This is a genomic window from Ensifer sp. D2-11 (genome assembly GCF_054161295.1).
On record NZ_CP096434.1, the window covers coordinates 115,262 to 131,104 of the forward strand.

The 15,843-nt window shown below is 64.3% G+C and carries 15 protein-coding genes; 7 read left to right on the plus strand and 8 right to left on the minus strand.

The annotated features are described in order from the left end of the window. The first annotated feature begins 97 nt into the window (after positions 1 to 97). The 5 genes from urtB (at position 98) to M1D34_RS17770 (ending at position 5,150) form a co-directional block, all read left to right on the plus strand. Positions 98 to 1,711, plus strand: coding sequence for an urea ABC transporter permease subunit UrtB (gene urtB, locus M1D34_RS17750; protein ID WP_498783300.1), 1,614 nt, complete (start codon positions 98 to 100; stop codon positions 1,709 to 1,711). Next, the gene (urtC, locus tag M1D34_RS17755; RefSeq protein ID WP_498783302.1) at positions 1,708 to 2,883 is read left to right on the plus strand and encodes an urea ABC transporter permease subunit UrtC; all 1,176 of its coding nucleotides are present in this window, start codon (positions 1,708 to 1,710) and stop codon (positions 2,881 to 2,883) included. The genes urtB and urtC overlap by 4 nt, the downstream gene beginning before the upstream one ends. 5 nt (positions 2,884 to 2,888) lie before the next feature. Next, positions 2,889 to 3,641 (plus strand): urea ABC transporter ATP-binding protein UrtD, encoded by a 753-nt coding sequence (gene urtD, locus M1D34_RS17760; RefSeq protein ID WP_010976302.1) that lies wholly within the window; start codon positions 2,889 to 2,891, stop codon positions 3,639 to 3,641. An 18-nt stretch (positions 3,642 to 3,659) separates the two neighbouring features. Then, the gene (urtE, locus tag M1D34_RS17765) at positions 3,660 to 4,355 is read left to right on the plus strand and encodes an urea ABC transporter ATP-binding subunit UrtE (protein WP_498783304.1); all 696 of its coding nucleotides are present in this window, start codon (positions 3,660 to 3,662) and stop codon (positions 4,353 to 4,355) included. 366 nt (positions 4,356 to 4,721) lie between these two features. Continuing rightward, on the plus strand, positions 4,722 to 5,150 hold the full coding sequence (locus tag M1D34_RS17770; RefSeq protein ID WP_003529443.1) for a BRA0787 family protein: 429 nt from the start codon (positions 4,722 to 4,724) through the stop codon (positions 5,148 to 5,150). 62 nt (positions 5,151 to 5,212) lie between these two features. Here M1D34_RS17770 and repB read toward each other — a convergent pair whose 3' ends face one another. The 3 genes from repB to M1D34_RS17785 all read right to left on the minus strand — a co-directional run bounded on the left by repB (position 5,213) and on the right by M1D34_RS17785 (position 8,117). After that, entirely contained in the window at positions 5,213 to 6,289 is a 1,077-nt protein-coding gene (gene repB / locus M1D34_RS17775) for a plasmid partitioning protein RepB (RefSeq protein WP_498783306.1), read from the minus strand. 3 nt (positions 6,290 to 6,292) lie between these two features. Next, positions 6,293 to 7,552, minus strand: a complete 1,260-nt coding sequence (gene repA / locus M1D34_RS17780) for a plasmid partitioning protein RepA (protein ID WP_498783308.1) — start codon at positions 7,550 to 7,552, stop codon at positions 6,293 to 6,295. A 145-nt stretch (positions 7,553 to 7,697) separates the two neighbouring features. Continuing rightward, on the minus strand, positions 7,698 to 8,117 hold the full coding sequence (locus M1D34_RS17785) for a DoxX family protein (protein WP_498783310.1): 420 nt from the start codon (positions 8,115 to 8,117) through the stop codon (positions 7,698 to 7,700). 328 nt (positions 8,118 to 8,445) lie between these two features. On the opposite strand from M1D34_RS17785, the gene M1D34_RS17790 reads away from it, so the two are divergent. Then, complete coding sequence (locus M1D34_RS17790) at positions 8,446 to 11,289, plus strand: DNA translocase FtsK (protein WP_498783312.1); 2,844 nt, start codon at positions 8,446 to 8,448, stop codon at positions 11,287 to 11,289. 51 nt (positions 11,290 to 11,340) lie between these two features. Here M1D34_RS17790 and M1D34_RS17795 read toward each other — a convergent pair whose 3' ends face one another. The 3 genes from M1D34_RS17795 to M1D34_RS17805 form a co-directional block, all read right to left on the minus strand. Further along, the gene (locus tag M1D34_RS17795) at positions 11,341 to 11,655 is read right to left on the minus strand and encodes a cupredoxin domain-containing protein (RefSeq protein WP_498783314.1); all 315 of its coding nucleotides are present in this window, start codon (positions 11,653 to 11,655) and stop codon (positions 11,341 to 11,343) included. 8 nt (positions 11,656 to 11,663) lie between these two features. Continuing rightward, the gene (locus M1D34_RS17800; protein WP_498783316.1) at positions 11,664 to 12,188 is read right to left on the minus strand and encodes a DUF4142 domain-containing protein; all 525 of its coding nucleotides are present in this window, start codon (positions 12,186 to 12,188) and stop codon (positions 11,664 to 11,666) included. A gap of 78 nt (positions 12,189 to 12,266) precedes the next feature. Next, on the minus strand, positions 12,267 to 12,950 hold the full coding sequence (locus M1D34_RS17805) for an RNA polymerase sigma factor (RefSeq protein ID WP_498783318.1): 684 nt from the start codon (positions 12,948 to 12,950) through the stop codon (positions 12,267 to 12,269). 420 nt (positions 12,951 to 13,370) lie between these two features. On the opposite strand from M1D34_RS17805, the gene M1D34_RS17810 reads away from it, so the two are divergent. Continuing rightward, positions 13,371 to 13,658, plus strand: a complete 288-nt coding sequence (locus M1D34_RS17810; RefSeq protein WP_324280274.1) for an acylphosphatase — start codon at positions 13,371 to 13,373, stop codon at positions 13,656 to 13,658. Between the two features lie 197 nt (positions 13,659 to 13,855). Here M1D34_RS17810 and pcaF read toward each other — a convergent pair whose 3' ends face one another. Next, complete coding sequence (gene pcaF, locus M1D34_RS17815) at positions 13,856 to 15,058, minus strand: 3-oxoadipyl-CoA thiolase (RefSeq protein ID WP_498783320.1); 1,203 nt, start codon at positions 15,056 to 15,058, stop codon at positions 13,856 to 13,858. Then, entirely contained in the window at positions 15,058 to 15,843 is a 786-nt protein-coding gene (locus M1D34_RS17820; RefSeq protein ID WP_498783322.1) for a CoA-transferase subunit beta, read from the minus strand. Before M1D34_RS17820 ends, pcaF begins: the two co-directional genes overlap by 1 nt.

Sequence of the window (15,843 nt, forward strand, 5' to 3'; positions counted from 1 at the left end):
CTCCCCCAAACGCCGCTTTTCATGACGAACCGCTAGCTCGAAATCCCCTCCGTCCGAATGCTTCCCGTCGGACGGAGGCCTGCAAGGCGAGAGACGAATGTACCGCATCATCCCAACCGTGCTGGCTGCCCTGTTCCTTTTCGTTGCGATGGCTCCGGGGCTTCGCGCGGAAGAGGGACTGCGCGATCTGGTGAACGCGCTCGGCGAGGCGAAGCTGTCCGAGATGGACGAGCATATCGCGGCACTGGCGAAGACCGGAAAGCCCGAAGTCGTCGCCATCCTCGAGGCGCTCGGCGAAGGCGAGCTCTATGCGCGCAAGGCGGACGGCCAGGTCTTGCTGACGAAGGAGAACGGTTCGAACCTGGCCCTTACGGATCCGATCTCCGGCGACAGCGCCGGCGAAGCGCCGAAGGCGGCACTTTCGAAGATCAGGGTGAACAACAGCGTGCGGCGCGCCGTGCGCACCGCCCTCGGCAGCCTGACGCTCCTCAGCCCCGATCGCAATCAGCGCCTCAGGGCCGCGCAGTCGGTGCTGCAATCGCCCGATGCCGACGCACTCGGCGTCATCGAGAATGCACTGGCTGCCGAGAAGGATGGAGCCGTTCGTGCGGTTCTCGAACAGGCGCGCGCCACGATGCTGCTTCTCTCCGACCGGCCGGTCGAGGAGAAGAAGGAGGCGGTGCGGCTGTTGGAGGAAAACGGCGGCCGCGAGGCGCTGCCGATCCTTTCTGCCGCGCTCGGCTCTGCCGACGAAAGCCTGAAGCCGGACATCGAGGCGGCGCTCGCCAGCATCGAACAGGCGCAAGCCTTCTGGAATGCGGGCCAGAACATATGGTACGGCCTGTCGCTCGGCTCGGTGCTGCTCTTGGCGGCGATCGGTCTCGCCATCACCTTCGGCGTCATGGGCATCATCAACATGGCGCATGGCGAGATGGTGATGCTCGGGGCCTATACGACCTTCCTCGTTCAAGATGTCGTGCGCACCTCCTTTCCTCATCTTTTCGAGTGGTCCTTGGCGATCGCGCTGCCGCTCGCCTTTCTTGTTACAGGCGCCGTGGGCCTCGCACTGGAACGCGGCGTCATCCGCTTTCTCTACGGGCGCCCGCTCGAAACGCTGCTTGCAACCTGGGGCATATCGCTCATCCTCCAGCAGACGGTGCGGACGATCTTCGGCCCCACCAACCGCGAGGTCGGCAATCCGTCCTGGATGTCCGGCGCCTTCGAGCTCGGCGGACTGGCGATCACCTGGAACCGTCTCTGGATCATCGTCTTTGCGCTTGCCGTGTTTGCAGCACTTCTCTTTCTGCTCAACAAGACGCCGATGGGCCTGCAGATGCGCGCGGTAACGCAGAACCGGCGCATGGCCTCTTCCATGGGCATCCGCACGCCCTGGGTCGATGCGCTGACCTTCGCGCTCGGCTCCGGCATTGCCGGCATTGCGGGTGTGGCGCTTTCGCAGATCGACAACGTCTCGCCGAACCTCGGGCAGGGCTACATCATCGACAGCTTCATGGTCGTGGTCTTCGGCGGCGTCGGCAATCTCTGGGGCACGCTTGTCGGCGCCTTCTCGCTCGGCATCCTCAACAAGTTCCTGGAGCCCTATGCCGGCGCCGTGCTCGGCAAGATCCTCGTGCTCGTGCTGATCATCCTCTTCATCCAGAAGCGGCCGCGCGGGCTCTTCGCACTCAAGGGCCGGGCGGTGGAAGCATGATCACCTCGTTTCTCGTCAAATCGCTGGATCGGACGATCGTCGTCGCTGTCGCGATCCTGCTGGCGCTGGCCGTCATCGTTCCCGCGCTCAACCTCCTGACCGCGCCGGAACACCCGCTGCATGTGCCGACCTATCTGGTCTCGCTCTTCGGCAAGTACCTGACCTATGCGCTCTTGGCTCTGGCGCTCGATCTTGTCTGGGGTTTCTGCGGCATCCTCTCGCTGGGGCATGCGGCCTTCTTCGCGCTCGGCGGCTACGCCATGGGCATGTATCTGATGCGCCAGATCGGCGCACGCGGCTCCTACGGCAATCCGCTGCTGCCGGACTTCATGGTCTTTCTCAACTGGAAGGAGCTGCCCTGGTTCTGGTACGGCTTCGACATGTTCTGGTTCGCAGCGCTGATGGTGGTGCTGGTGCCGGGCCTGCTTGCCTTCGTCTTCGGCTGGTTCGCCTTCCGCTCGCGCGTCAACGGGGTCTATCTCTCGATCATCACCCAGGCGATGACCTATGCGCTGCTGCTCGCCTTTTTCCGCAACGACATGGGCTTCGGCGGCAATAACGGGCTCACCGATTTCAAGGACATCCTCGGCTTCAACATCCAGGCCGACGGAACGCGTGCGGCACTCTTTGCAGCCTCCGCGCTGGCGCTTGCCGTTTCGCTCGTCGTCACCTCGGGCATCGTCCGCTCGAAATTCGGCAAGGTGCTGGTGGCGCTGCGCGACGCGGAAAGCCGCACACGCTTTCTCGGCTATCGCGTCGAGCACATGAAGCTCTTCGCCTTCACGGTCTCGGCAATGATGGCGGGCGTCGCCGGCGCGCTCTACGTGCCGCAGGTCGGCATCATCAATCCGGGCGAGTTCGCCCCCGCCAATTCGATCGAGGTGGTCATATGGACGGCCGTCGGCGGGCGCGGCACGCTGATCGGGCCGATCGTCGGCGCGATCCTCGTCAACGGGGGAAAAAGCATCTTCACCGCCGCCTTCCCCGAATTCTGGCTCTTTGCGCTCGGCGGGCTCTTCGTCCTCGTCACGCTTTTCCTGCCGAAGGGTGTGGTCGGCACGGCGCAGAACTATCTCGCAAGCCGGCGCGCATCACACGCGGCGGCCCGGAAGGAAAGCGAGAGCGAGAAAGCGGCGACCCTTGCGGACGCCGAAACGGTGGCCGCGGAGTGATCGCCATGACCGGAAAGAAACCCAGGAACCTGCTCTATCTCGATGGGGTCTCCGTCTCCTTCGATGGCTTCAAGGCGCTGAACTCGCTCTCCTTCGTCGTAGAGCCGGGGGAACTGCGCGCGATCATCGGCCCCAATGGCGCCGGCAAGACGACGATGATGGACATCATCACCGGCAAGACGCGGCCGGACGAGGGCGAGGTCTTCTTCAAGGGCGACATCGACCTCACCAAGAAAGACGAAGCGGCAATCGCCGAGCTCGGCATCGGCCGCAAGTTCCAGAAGCCGACCGTCTTCGAGAACCATACGGTCTGGGACAATCTGGAGCTGGCGCTGAACCGCAGCCGCGGGGTCTTCGCGACCCTGTTCTATCGGCTGACGAGAGAGGACAAGAGCCGCATCGAGGAGATCCTTTCGACGGTGCGGCTCACGGCGCGCCGCGACGATCTCGCCGCCAATCTCTCGCATGGCCAGAAGCAATGGCTGGAGATCGGCATGCTGCTCGCCCAGGAGCCGGAACTCCTGCTCGTGGACGAGCCGGTGGCCGGCATGACCGATGCGGAGACGGCGGAAACGGCGATCCTCCTGAAGGAAATCGCCAGGACGCGCTCGGTGGTCGTCGTCGAGCACGACATGGGCTTCATCCGCGATCTCGGCGTCAAGGTCACCTGCCTTGCGGAAGGCTCGGTGCTGGCGGAAGGGTCGATCGATTTCGTCAGCAACGATCCGAAGGTGATCGAGAACTATCTCGGCCGATGAGCGGGAGGAATTGAACCGATGCTGAACGTCGAAAACGTCAGCCTGCATTACGGCGCCGCCCAGGCGCTCCGCGACGTCTCGTTCAAGGCGGAAATGGGCAAGATCACCTGCGTTCTCGGCCGCAACGGCGTCGGCAAGTCGAGCCTGCTCAGGGCCGTCAGCGGCCAGCATCCGGTGACGAGCGGCACGATCTCTTTCAACGGCGCGCCGCTCGACGGCATGGCGCCCTTCCGGCGCGCCAAGCAGGGCGTCGGCTACGTGCCCCAGGGCCGCGAGATCTTTCCCTTGCTGACGGTGAAGGAAAATCTCGAAACCGGCTTCGCTCCGCTGAGGCGGGCTCAACGCTCGATCCCCGAAGATATCTTCAGTCTGTTTCCGGTACTTCAGACGATGCTCGGCCGGAGGGGCGGCGACCTTTCCGGCGGCCAGCAGCAGCAGCTCGCGATCGCTCGCGCTCTCGTGACGCGCCCGAAAATTCTGGTTCTGGACGAGCCGACCGAGGGCATCCAGCCGTCGATCATCAAGGACATCGGCCGCGCGATCAAATATTTGCGGGATTCGACCGGTATGGCGATCCTGCTCGTGGAGCAATATCTCGATTTCTGCCGCGAGCTTGCCGACCATGTCTACATCATGGACCGTGGAGCTTTCGTGCACGAGGGCCCGCCGGAGACGCTCGACACCCCGCAAGCGCGCCGGCATCTAACCGTTTGAAGCCCCATGGCGAGCCTGCGCGCGGTTTTCCACAGACCCGGAAACAGCCGGTAAAGTCAATGACTTGGGCCGGAAGCCCGATCTCAGGGGCGCCTTCGGGCGACAGAAAAATCCACTTCTTTTGTGGATTGCATTTGCCCGCTCAAGCGCTTTGACCCATACTGCACATGCATGTTCGATGATTGCTCCTGCATGATTCTTCGACCGGAACCGGTCGAAGGGTTAGCCCATGCAGCAGTTCAAAGTGTCACGGCGCGTTCCATGTCTCTGGACGAAGCATGGTGCCGTGGCGAGTTTCGCAATCACATCTCACTGACAGAATTGGCCATTTCGCGTTTCCGGCCTATCCAATCGGAGGAGACCCTAATGACGAATTTCCTGCCCGCCCTTCATGAAGGGCACGCCCCCATTACGCTCCAGACACTCTTCAAGGATGCCCTCGAAGCCTATGACGACTGGGAGGAGGGCATGCCCGAACCCATCGTTTCCTTCGAGGACAAGGTGCTTCCGGTCAGTGCCGTTTTCGAATGGATGAGACCCTGCACGGACCTCATGCCGGCCAATATGATCGGCATAGTCACCGACCGGTTGACGAAGCCCTGGAGCGGCGCCGGACCGCTGGACGCAATGACCTTCTCGACCGCCGCCCGGGTCATGTCCATTCTGGTGCGGCGGCGCTTGAGACGCTTCGGGCGCGGCTCCATCGAGGCCTTTGCCGAGCGCTTCAGCCATCCGATGCATTCCGTTCCCTCGCCGTCGCCCGATTCGGCGGGATCTCGACCAGCCGGCCTATGAAGACATCGCTCACGACCGTGGCGATGCCCATATGGGCATCGTTGCGGCCGAGCTGTGTCGCTCTATGGCTTCTGATTCTCCACGAAGGCTGCATGCCACTTGGCGAGCATCGACACGGCTTCCTGGACGACGGCCGGATGGGTGCCCGGGAGGAACTCGATCCTCGGCGCCTTCCCATCACGCTTCAGCCGAGCGAAGACCCGCCCTGCCGCGTCCTTCAGTTCCTCCGGCCTTTCCGGTTCCGGCTTGTCGCTTTGCGACAGGCGATTGAAGACGAGCTGAAAGCGTCGGTCTGAATCGACGGCGCGGAAGCGTGGCGAAGCGATCTCGTCTTGGGCTCGGGCGCGCGCCTCTTGCCTTTCAAGCAGCGTCCCGATTGCCATCCAGCGCTCGCGTCCGGCCTTCGGCGCCGGGCCGATGGCGCGGGCGACTTCGTGCGGCACACCGTCCGCTACCTGCAGGAGGCGCGAAAGTTCGCTCTTCTGCACCGCAAGCGCATCGCCGATCACCTTGCGGTCGAAGCCGCGCGCTACGAGCGCAGCGGCGAAAAGCGCACGCTCGATGAAGGAAAGGTTGCGCCGCTCGGCGTTTTCCTTGCCTTGCGCAAGCACGAGCTCGTCATCTGTCAGCGTCCGGACGATCGCCTTTACCTGGAGCTCGAGCCGGCGCACCGCCTTCAGGCGCCGGTGGCCGTAGGCGGTCTGGTAATGGCCCTGCTTTTCCGGGTGCGGGCGAACGAGGATCGGCGATTGCTGGCCGTTCTCGCGAATGCTCTCGACGAGCGCGAGGAAATCCGCATCGTCTATCTCGCCGTCGGTCAGCCGATCCTCGACGAAGGAGCTTTCGACCAGCGCCGGATCGAGCGAAACGACGCGTTCGCCTTGGGTCAACGCTTCCCTGAGCACCCGTGCTTCCTCGGCCTCGCGCGTGATGCTGCCGAGAGAGAGCCCCATGGCCTTCACTGCGCCGGAAGCCGCACGGGCCTTGGCGGGGTCGGGTGCATCGAGCGGGGCGGCCGGCCTGGCGTTGACAGGTGTCAACTCGCCCGACGCCGTTTCGGCGGGGGTTTGCGGATCGGCGGCAGGCGCACCCGCGGAAAACAGTGCCCGCAATTCGTTTTTCCGGTTATTGCCAGCCATGACTCAGCGCCCCCATGCCGCGTGAATGAGAGCCTCGATCTCGCCGTTGACGGCGTTCAGCGACTCGATCGCCCGGTCATAGGTCGCGCGGGTGAAATTCTCCCGGCCCACCTCGTAGAGCGTCTGCTTGGTGAGACCCGCATCCGAGATCGCGGTCGACTTTACCATGGCGGAGGTCAGCACCCGGTCGCCGAAGAGCGAGCGCATGAAGCCGACGATCTGCGCCTGCGGTCCGTCATTCGGCTCGAAGCGGGTGACGAGATAGCGCAGGAAATCGAAATTGAGCTCGCCGCCGGCGTCGCGCACGACGCTGAGCAGGTCCGAGGTCATGTAGAGGAACTGGTTCATCGATGCGACGTCGAGCATTTGCGGATGCACGGTGACGATGACCGACGTCGAAGCGCAGAGCGCCGAAAGCGTCAGGTAGCCGAGCTGCGGCGGGCAGTCGATGACGACGACGTCGTAGTCGTCGGCGACGCTTGCGAGCGCCGCCTGCACCCGGGCGAAGAAGAGCGGCCCGGCATCGGCACCGCTCTGCCGCGCACTGAGCGCCTGCGGTGTCGTGTGTTCGAACTCCTGCAGTTCGAGGTTGCCCGGCACCAGGTCGAGCCCGTCGAAGTAGGTCTTGCGGATGATGTCCTTCAGCGGGCGCGCCTCGGCGTCGTAACGGATTGCGCCATAGAGCGTGTCGTTGCCGGTCAGGTCCAGTTCCGGCTGGTAGCCGAACAGCGCCGAAAGCGACGCCTGCGGGTCGAGGTCGACCGCAAGCACCCGGTGCCCGGTCAGAGCGAGATATTGTGCGAGATGGACCGATGAGGTCGTCTTGCCGGAGCCGCCCTTGAAGTTGGTGACCGAGATCACCTGCAGATGCTCGCTTCTCGCGGCATCGCGCCATTTGAGATAGCCGCGCGCCTTGGCGCCATTGCCTTTGGCGATCGCCTGTTCGGCCAGATGCCGGCGCAGCGCGTTGATATCGGAGAGCGAATAGGAGCGTCGTCCGCCGGCGCCGGTGTCGGGCTGCGGCCCCTCGCCAGCCAGCGACAGCTGGCGCAAGTATCCGTCGGAAACGCCGATGAGCTTGGCGGCCTCGCCGGAGGTGAAGCTCCGGAGCGTCTTCATCGCTGTCGGCGCAAAGAGCCGGTCTCGCATCGCTTTCAGCTGTTCGGAAAGCGCCCGCGCGTCGGCGGCGATCGCCTCGTCTGCGGGTCTGCGCGATGCCACGCCGGTCGCGCCTGTCGTCGTCGCTGCCGTCATCATATCCATGGTCGAATCTCCTCGTGCCGCATGGCGCGCTGCCGCCGTGCAGATGCGCCTGCCGCATGTCCTGACAGAGCAATCGCTTAGCTACGCCGAAATGCGAAATATGCGGTCTATTCCGTTAGAGGAATGATTCATCCTCTGATTCGCGTCAACCCATTTCTCGGCCGGCGCGGGCGGCCCGACCATCCAGGCTGAAGACACCCGCGCCGAAGGCGGCGATCTGAAGGAAGCCGCCGGTGATCGCTAGATTCTTCATGAAGTGGATCATCTGGTTCTGGTCGGCGAAGTCGGTGTGAAAGCCGATCGCCGAGGCCAGGGTGAAGGCTGCAAGGATCAGCGCCACCCACCGCGCCCGGTAGCCGAGGACGAGGAGGATGCCTGCGCCGATCTCCACGGCAAGAGCAACCGCATAGGCGACCGGAGGCAGGGGCAGCCCCGCCGAGGCGATGTAGCCGATCGTGCCGGATGGATCGCCCAGTTTTCCGAAACCGGAAAGAATAAACATGGCGGCGAGAAGCAGGCGGCCGATGAGGGCCAAGGAGCTTTGAAGTGCGGGATTGTCGCTCATGTGACGTGCCTTTCTTCACTGTGGCCTGATCGCGAACGCATACCCGCTCCGAGCCTTCGGAACGGCGGCAAGCGCTCGCTGCTCCATGATTGTAAATGCACAGCCCGTGGATCGGAAATTTTCCACAACTGAAACAGAAATTGAACGTAACGGAATTGCATCGCCAAAGCGCGGGAAAGCCTTGCGCCGCGAGCATGGGACGGTACTTGGGAGGGTTTTCGAAGCGGCCCGGCGCCCTTCCGGCGAGGCTCCCGGAAGTAAGTTGTTAACCTTCATTTCCTATTCCCTAGGGCAGCCCCTTCGATGATGAATTTCGAGTTTTCAGGCCATGCGCATTCCCCGGACAAATTTCTCGCCTGCAGCTTTGTACGACGCAAATCACGCGGATGATTACGAGGACCCGCATCCGGCTGCGCAAGGTGCCGCGCATGTTCCGGCGGCGCCTGAGGCGGCCGCTCACGACCATCTGTTCGAGGCACCGGAAGCGCCGCGGCGCGCGCCCGGCCATCGCGACGAGGAGACAGGCTATGCAGGCCGCGCCGCGCGCCTTTACGGTCACGGCTCCGCCTATGCTCCGGCCGAGGTAACCGTCTCCACGCGCGATCCGCTTCCCACGCTCGCCGAGATCACCGGCCTATCCGGCGAGCCGGGCTGGGAGAGCCACTTCTTCCTGTCGCCGAATGTGCGCTTCACGCGTACGCCCGAGCGCGAACTCATGAAGCGTCACCCGCCGGCGCCCGAAGAAAACCGGGCTGAGGCCGACGAAGCCGCGGCGGAAGCGTCCGATCCCGAAACGGTGATGGACGTGGTGCCGGCCGAGCCCGCCCCGTCCGTGGTCGAAACGGAACTGCCGTCCTACAGTCCGTCCGAGCTCCTCCGTGTGCTGACGCAGCAACTGCCCTCCTGGAGCGCTGCACGCTCGCAGGTGCCGGAAGCGAGCGTCACCAAGCCGGCAATCACCGAAAACGCGGCCGTGGCGGAGGAAGAGCCCGCCACTCCTGAAACGCCATCTGCCCTGCCGGTAACGGACGAAGTGCCTGTGGTTCCGCATGCACTGCCCGTCGCGAATCTTGCGCCCGAGAGTGCCGCAGTGGAGGAGGACGTGCCCCATCAGGCAGACGCGCGCCTGGCCTATCTTTCCGATTTTGCGTTTTTCGAGTTCATGCCGCTCGAAGTCGCGGCTGTTCCGCCGACTGTCACGGAACCTGTGAAGGAAGCCGCGCGCATTCCCGCGCCGATCGCAGCCGTGCCGAAGGTCTCGCCACCGAAGATCGTCGCTGCAATGCCTGTCGAGATCCGGCCGCAGCCGCCCACGGCGATAAGCTCGCTGTTCCGGGTGGTGGAATGCCGGCGGCCCGAGCCCGCCACTGCCGAACCGGTTCCGGCCGCGCCGCAGGATCTCGCCGCTGAGCCGGCCGCCGCGGAGGCTGGCGCCCTTCCGGCCCCCCAGGTCGTCGAAACACCAGCCCCGGCGCTCGCCGAGCCCGCAATCGTGCCCGCAAGCGAACCGGCTCCCGAAGCGCCGGTGACCAGGGCGGCGATCACCATGCCGGCCGTGATACAGCGTTCGTCGCCGTCTCTGCCGCCGATCGGCGCCATCGAGCCGCTGCAGGGCGGCGACGCCTACGAATTTCCGTCGAAGGAGCTCCTGCAGGAACCGCCGCAAGGCCAGGGTTTCTTCATGACGCAGGAGCAGCTCGAGCAGAATGCCGGATTGCTCGAAAGCGTGCTCGAGGATTTCGGCGTCAAGGGCGAGATCATCCATGTCCGCCCCGGCCCTGTCGTCACGCTTTACGAATTCGAGCCCGCGCCGGGCGTCAAATCCTCCCGCGTCATCGGCTTGGCCGACGACATCGCCCGCTCGATGTCGGCGCTCTCTGCCCGCGTCGCTGTCGTGCCCGGCCGCAACGTCATCGGCATCGAGCTGCCGAACGCGACGCGCGAAACCGTCTATTTCCGCGAGCTGATCGAATCCGGCGATTTCCAGAAGACGGGCTGCAAGCTGGCGCTCTGCCTCGGCAAGACGATCGGCGGCGAGCCGGTGATCGCCGAACTCGCAAAGATGCCGCATCTGCTCGTCGCCGGCACCACCGGTTCGGGCAAGTCGGTTGCGATCAACACCATGATCCTGTCGTTGCTCTACCGGCTGAAGCCGGAAGAATGCCGGCTCATCATGGTCGATCCGAAGATGCTCGAACTCTCCGTCTATGACGGCATCCCGCATCTGCTGACGCCCGTCGTCACCGATCCGAAGAAAGCGGTGATGGCCCTCAAATGGGCGGTGCGCGAGATGGAGGACCGCTATCGCAAGATGTCGCGGCTCGGTGTGCGCAACATCGACGGCTACAACCAGCGCGCGGCGGCCGCGCGCGAGAAGGGCGCGCCGATCCTCGCGACGGTGCAGACCGGCTTCGAGAAGGGCACCGGCGAGCCGCTCTTCGAGCAGCAGGAAATGGACCTTTCGCCGATGCCCTATATCGTCGTCATCGTCGACGAGATGGCCGACCTGATGATGGTCGCCGGCAAGGAGATCGAAGGGGCGATCCAGCGGCTTGCGCAGATGGCGCGTGCGGCAGGCATCCACCTGATCATGGCGACCCAGCGTCCCTCGGTCGACGTCATCACCGGCACGATCAAGGCGAACTTCCCGACCCGCATCTCCTTCCAGGTGACCTCCAAGATCGACAGCCGCACGATCCTCGGCGAGCAGGGGGCCGAACAGCTCCTCGGCCAGGGCGACATGCTGCACATGGCCGGCGGCGGCCGCATCGCCCGCGTCCACGGTCCGTTTGTTTCCGATCAGGAAGTCGAACAGGTGGTCGCGCATCTGAAGACGCAGGGGCGTCCGGAATATCTCGAGACGGTGACCGCGGACGAAGAGGAGGAAGAGGTCGAGGAGGATCAGGGCGCCGTGTTCGACAAGAGCGCGATCGCCGCCGAAGACGGCAACGAGCTCTACGATCAGGCGGTGAAAGTGGTGCTGCGGGACAAGAAGTGCTCGACCTCCTACATCCAGCGCCGCCTCGGCATCGGCTACAACCGCGCCGCCTCGCTGGTCGAACGGATGGAGAAGGACGGTCTCGTCGGTCCGGCGAACCACGTCGGCAAGCGCGAGATCATCTACGGCAACCGCGACAATGCGCCGAAGCCGGAAAGCGACGATCTGGACTGAGTTATCATCGCTTCTGCTCCCTCCGGCCTGCGGGCGAGAGGGAGCTGCGGATCACGGCCGCACGGTGATGTGGCCCTTCATGTTCGGGTGGTAGCGGCAGATATAATCGAAGCTGCCCGCTTCCTGAAGCACCAGCCGGCCGGATTTCTTCGCCGGCAGAAGCACGTCCGCGCCGCCTTCGACGGTCGCCGTGTGGACGAGCGCATCCCTGTTGATCCACTCGACCTCGTCGCCCACCTTCGCCTCGATCTCCGCGGGCAGGTAGACGAGGCGATCGATCGACACCTGGATGGTTTCCGCCTGCGAAGGAGCGGCGGCGGCCGCTCCCATCGACAATAAGACAATTGCCGTTCGCGTTATGAACATCGCCGCGCTCACTTCAATTCGGCCGCGACGTGTTCGGCATGCTGCTGATGTCCCTGGAACAGCTTCAGCCCGGTCTCGAGCAGCGATTTGAGTTCGGCATTCTGCGCCGACGGGATCAGCAGCGTTTCCAGCGCGCCGTTGACCTGCTTGTGGTAGGCGACCTCGTGTTCGATATAGGCCATGTCGAATTCCCCGCCCTTAAGCTTCGCCAGCTCCTGGCGTTTCGCCTCGGCCGCTTGCGAGAGGGATTTGCTCGTGTCGTTGTCTTCGGGCGTGACGTTGAGCTTCTTGACGAGATCGAGGGCTTGCTTGTTCACCGACTCGTGGTCGCGCAGCATGCTCTCGGCGAATTCGACGACGGTCTTGTTCTTCGACGTCGCGATTGCCTGTTTGGCGGCTTCGACGTCGAGCACGCCGGCAGTGTAGGCGATGTGGGCGATTTGCGGGTCGGTCGGCTTGTCGTTGCCGAGTGCCCCGCCGGTGCCGAAGAGGAGGGCGATTGCGGCCGCTGCGGTCGTCAGTTTGATAGTCATGGGATGTTCCTTTCCTCGAAGATCAAAGCCTGGTTTGAACGACATGCTTTGGATGCTTCGCGGCTCGAAACGTTCCCGCTATTTTCCGTCCGGTTCCGGGGGCCGAGGCGAGATGCGGGCGAGAACGGCCTCGGTCAGACGCTCGCAGCGCTTTCCCGCGAAAGGAAAGGCATCGAGCAGAACCGGGCCGATCTGCCGCTCCAGCTGCTCTTTCAGGATGCGGCGCGCCCGGTGCAGCCTTGTGCGTGCCGTTTCCGGTTTGAGGCCAAGCAGGGCGGCCGCCTCTTCGTTGTCGAGCCCTTCGATGACGCGCAGCACGAATACGGTGCGGTAGGTGTCCGGGAGATCGTCCGTCAGCCTTTCGACGAGATCGAGGATTTGTCGCTGTGCCATCGTCTTTTCCGGATCGCTGACGCCTGAATTGAGGGGAAAGGCGATGATCTCCGCCTCTTGCGACTGCCGCATGTCCTTGGCCAGTCTCATCTGTCGCCGTCTTTTCCGCAGGCGGCCGAGCGCCTCGTTGATGACGATGCGGGCGAGCCAGGTCGTGATCGCTGCATCGCCGCGAAAATCCTCAAAGCGTGTGAAGGCCCGGACATATGCCTCCTGCAGCACGTCTTCCGCATCGCTGTCGTTGCGCAGGATGCTCCGGGCGATCCGGTAGAGCTTGCGGTTGTGCGCCTGCATGATCGCGCGGAAACGGGCGAGGTCCTGCGCAAGTGGCGGCGCATTCAGGCAAAGGTCGGTTTCAGCGGTAGGCATGGCTCGGGCTCCTTCTCGGATATTGGATGCCCTAGCTCCGGAAATGTTCCCAGCTATGTGCCGGCCAAGTTTCGGATCTTACCGCGGTGTTGTCTTGTAAGGATAACGGAATTCGGGATCGCCGCCGGCTCAATGCCTCGGCTGAAAGAGAAAACCCGGCGCGGGAGGAGGTGCGCCGGGCTTTCGATCCTGACCGGCAACTGGGAGGAGGAGGGTTGCCGATCCCGCGATGGAACTGGGAGGAGGAGTGTTCCATCGACAGTTATATAATAATGCTGCAGTGCAGCATCTTCAAGACCGAAAATGAAATTTTTTCCGGCTGATAAAGAAATGCCCGAGTTCGGGCATCGGCAGCGTCAGGAAGACGCTTGCCTTAGCCGCCATATGCGCCAGATTCGAAAGGGAAAGGAGGGCAACGTCATGACGAAGGACCGCAGGGCCGCTCTGGTCAGGATTACCGGACGGGTACAGGGCGTGTGCTTTCGCGACTGGACACGCGAGGAGGCCGAAAGGCTCGGCCTTGACGGCTGGGTTCGCAACGAGAGCGACGGCTCGGTGACCGCCCTCATCGCCGGGCCGGACGGGGCCGTCAGCAGAATGCTTGACCATTTCTGGAAAGGACCGCCCGGCGCTTCCGTCGCCGATGTCGCGAGCGAGGAGGCTTCTTCCGTCGAAGCGCCGGCGGGATTTCGCATTACACGCGGATGATCTTGGGCACTGCAGAACCCCTCCCCAACCTCTCCTCACAAGGGACCCCACAAGGGGGAGGGGCTCGGTGCCCGCGGCAATGGCCTGCCAGTTTCGACGTTTCGCCTCGGGAGACCTCGACGCAGAGCCGGAAACGGTGCCCCCGTAAGCCCCTCCCCTTTGTGGGGAGGGGTTGGGGAGGGGAAAGCATCGCCGCTCTACACCCGCTCCAGCGCCACCGCGATGCCCTGGCCGACGCCGATGCACATGGTGGAGAGCGAGGTGCGGCCACCCGTTTCGGCAAGCTCCAGCGCTGCCGTTCCGGTGATGCGCGCACCCGACATGCCGAGCGGATGGCCGAGCGCGATGGCGCCGCCGTTGCGGTTGACGCGGGGATCGTCGTCGGCGATCCCCAGCGCGCGCAGGACCGCAAGCCCCTGGCTGGCGAAAGCCTCGTTTAGCTCGATGACGTCGAACTGATCTTGCGTCATGCTGAGCCGCGTCATGAGCTTCTGCGAGGCGGGCACCGGTCCCATGCCCATGATGCGCGGCGGCACGCCGGCCGAAGCGCCGCCGGGGATGCGGGCCATGGGTCGCAGCCCATGCTTTCTGGCAGCCTCCTCGGAGGCGATGATGAGCGCCGCAGCGCCGTCGTTGACGCCCGAAGCGTTGCCGGCGGTGACGGTGCCGCCCTCCCGGAAGGGTGTCTTGAGCCCGGCGAGCGCCTCGATCGTCGTGGCGCGCGGATGCTCGTCGCGGTCGATGACGACCGGGCCACCCTTCCTTTGGGGGATGGTGACGGCGACGATCTCGCTCGCAAGGCGGCCGTTCGCCTGGGCGGCCGCGGCCTTTGCCTGGCTGCGCAGGGCGAAGGCGTCCTGGTCCTCGCGCGAAACCTTATAGTTTTCGGCGACGTTCTCGCCGGTCTCCGGCATCGAGTCGACCCCATATTGTGCCTTCATCAGCGGATTGACGAAGCGCCAGCCGATCGTCGTGTCGTGAATTTCGGCGTTGCGCGAAAAGGCGCTCTCGGCCTTCGGCAGCACGAAAGGCGCCCGCGACATGGACTCGACGCCGCCGGCTATCATCAGCTCGGCCTCGCCGCATTTGATCGCCCGCGCGGCCGCAATCACCGCGTCCATTCCGGATCCGCAGAGCCGGTTGATCGTCGTGCCGGGAACGGCGACGGGCAGCCCCGCAAGCAGCAGCGACATGCGTGCGACGTTGCGGTTGTCCTCGCCCGCCTGGTTGGCGCAGCCGAAGATCACGTCATCGACCGCTTCCCAGTCGACCGACCTGTTGCGGTCCATCAGCGCCTTCAGCGGTATGGCGCCGAGGTCGTCGGCGCGCACCGAAGCGAGCGAGCCGCCGAAGCGGCCGATCGGGGTGCGGATATAGTCGCAGATATAGGCTTCGGGCATCACGCTGCCTCCTTTCCCGCGGCCTCATGGGCTTTTTTGGTGCGGGCGTTGATGTCGCGCAGAACGACCAGCTCGGTCTCGGTCGGTGCCGGTGTTTCGATGACGGTCTCCGCGAATTTGATCGGCCAGCCGCAATTTTCGGCGATCTGATCCCGAGCGACGCCGGGGTGCATGGAAACGACGGTCAGTTCCTTCGTCTCCGGATCCGGCTCCAGAATGCAGAGATCCGTGATGACCCGGGTCGGGCCGCTGGTCGTCAGTCCGAGCCGCTCCCGATGATTGCCGCCTTCGCCGTGTCCCATGGAGGTGACGAAGGGCAGCCTCTCCACGAAGCCGCGCTTCGTCAGCGCCATGGTGATGAAGATGCGGCCGCAATTGGAGGCGATTTCCGGCGCACCGCCGCCTCCCGGCAGGCGCACCTTGGGATGGTCGTAGGGGCCTACGACGGTCGTATTGAGATTGGCGAAACGATCGATCTGCGCGCCGCCGAGGAAGCCCGTGGTTATCCGGCCTCCCTGGAGCCAGTAGCGGAACATTTCCGGCACCGAGACGGTGAAGAGCGCGGTATCGCAGAGCTCTCCGTCGCCGATCGAGAGCGGCAGCACGTCGGGCTTGGTGCCGACGGTGCCGCTCTCATAGATCAGCGTGATATCCGGCGCATGCGTCAGCCGCGCCACATTGCAGGCGGCTGACGGCGCGCCGATGCCGACGAAGCAGACGTCGTCGTTGGAAAGCGCGCGCGCCGCGGCGATCGTCATCATCTCGGTGGGGGTGAAATCAGTCAT

Excerpts from the sequence above, each read along its gene's own strand:
- M1D34_RS17795 (WP_498783314.1), bottom strand. The coding sequence starts at position 11,655 with ATGTTCATAACGCGAACGGCAATTGTCTTATTGTCGATGGGAGCGGCC.
- repB (WP_498783306.1), bottom strand. The coding sequence starts at position 6,289 with ATGGCTGGCAATAACCGGAAAAACGAATTGCGGGCACTGTTTTCCGCG.
- M1D34_RS17805 (WP_498783318.1), bottom strand. The coding sequence starts at position 12,950 with ATGCCTACCGCTGAAACCGACCTTTGCCTGAATGCGCCGCCACTTGCG.
- urtD (WP_010976302.1), top strand. The coding sequence starts at position 2,889 with ATGACCGGAAAGAAACCCAGGAACCTGCTCTATCTCGATGGGGTCTCC.
- repA (WP_498783308.1), bottom strand. The coding sequence starts at position 7,552 with ATGGATATGATGACGGCAGCGACGACGACAGGCGCGACCGGCGTGGCA.
- urtE (WP_498783304.1), top strand. The coding sequence starts at position 3,660 with ATGCTGAACGTCGAAAACGTCAGCCTGCATTACGGCGCCGCCCAGGCG.
- M1D34_RS17800 (WP_498783316.1), bottom strand. The coding sequence starts at position 12,188 with ATGACTATCAAACTGACGACCGCAGCGGCCGCAATCGCCCTCCTCTTC.
- M1D34_RS17820 (WP_498783322.1), bottom strand. The coding sequence starts at position 15,843 with ATGACTGATTTCACCCCCACCGAGATGATGACGATCGCCGCGGCGCGC.
- pcaF (WP_498783320.1), bottom strand. The coding sequence starts at position 15,058 with ATGCCCGAAGCCTATATCTGCGACTATATCCGCACCCCGATCGGCCGC.
- M1D34_RS17770 (WP_003529443.1), top strand. The coding sequence starts at position 4,722 with ATGACGAATTTCCTGCCCGCCCTTCATGAAGGGCACGCCCCCATTACG.
- urtB (WP_498783300.1), top strand. The coding sequence starts at position 98 with ATGTACCGCATCATCCCAACCGTGCTGGCTGCCCTGTTCCTTTTCGTT.
- M1D34_RS17790 (WP_498783312.1), top strand. The coding sequence starts at position 8,446 with ATGCGCATTCCCCGGACAAATTTCTCGCCTGCAGCTTTGTACGACGCA.
- M1D34_RS17810 (WP_324280274.1), top strand. The coding sequence starts at position 13,371 with ATGACGAAGGACCGCAGGGCCGCTCTGGTCAGGATTACCGGACGGGTA.
- M1D34_RS17785 (WP_498783310.1), bottom strand. The coding sequence starts at position 8,117 with ATGAGCGACAATCCCGCACTTCAAAGCTCCTTGGCCCTCATCGGCCGC.
- urtC (WP_498783302.1), top strand. The coding sequence starts at position 1,708 with ATGATCACCTCGTTTCTCGTCAAATCGCTGGATCGGACGATCGTCGTC.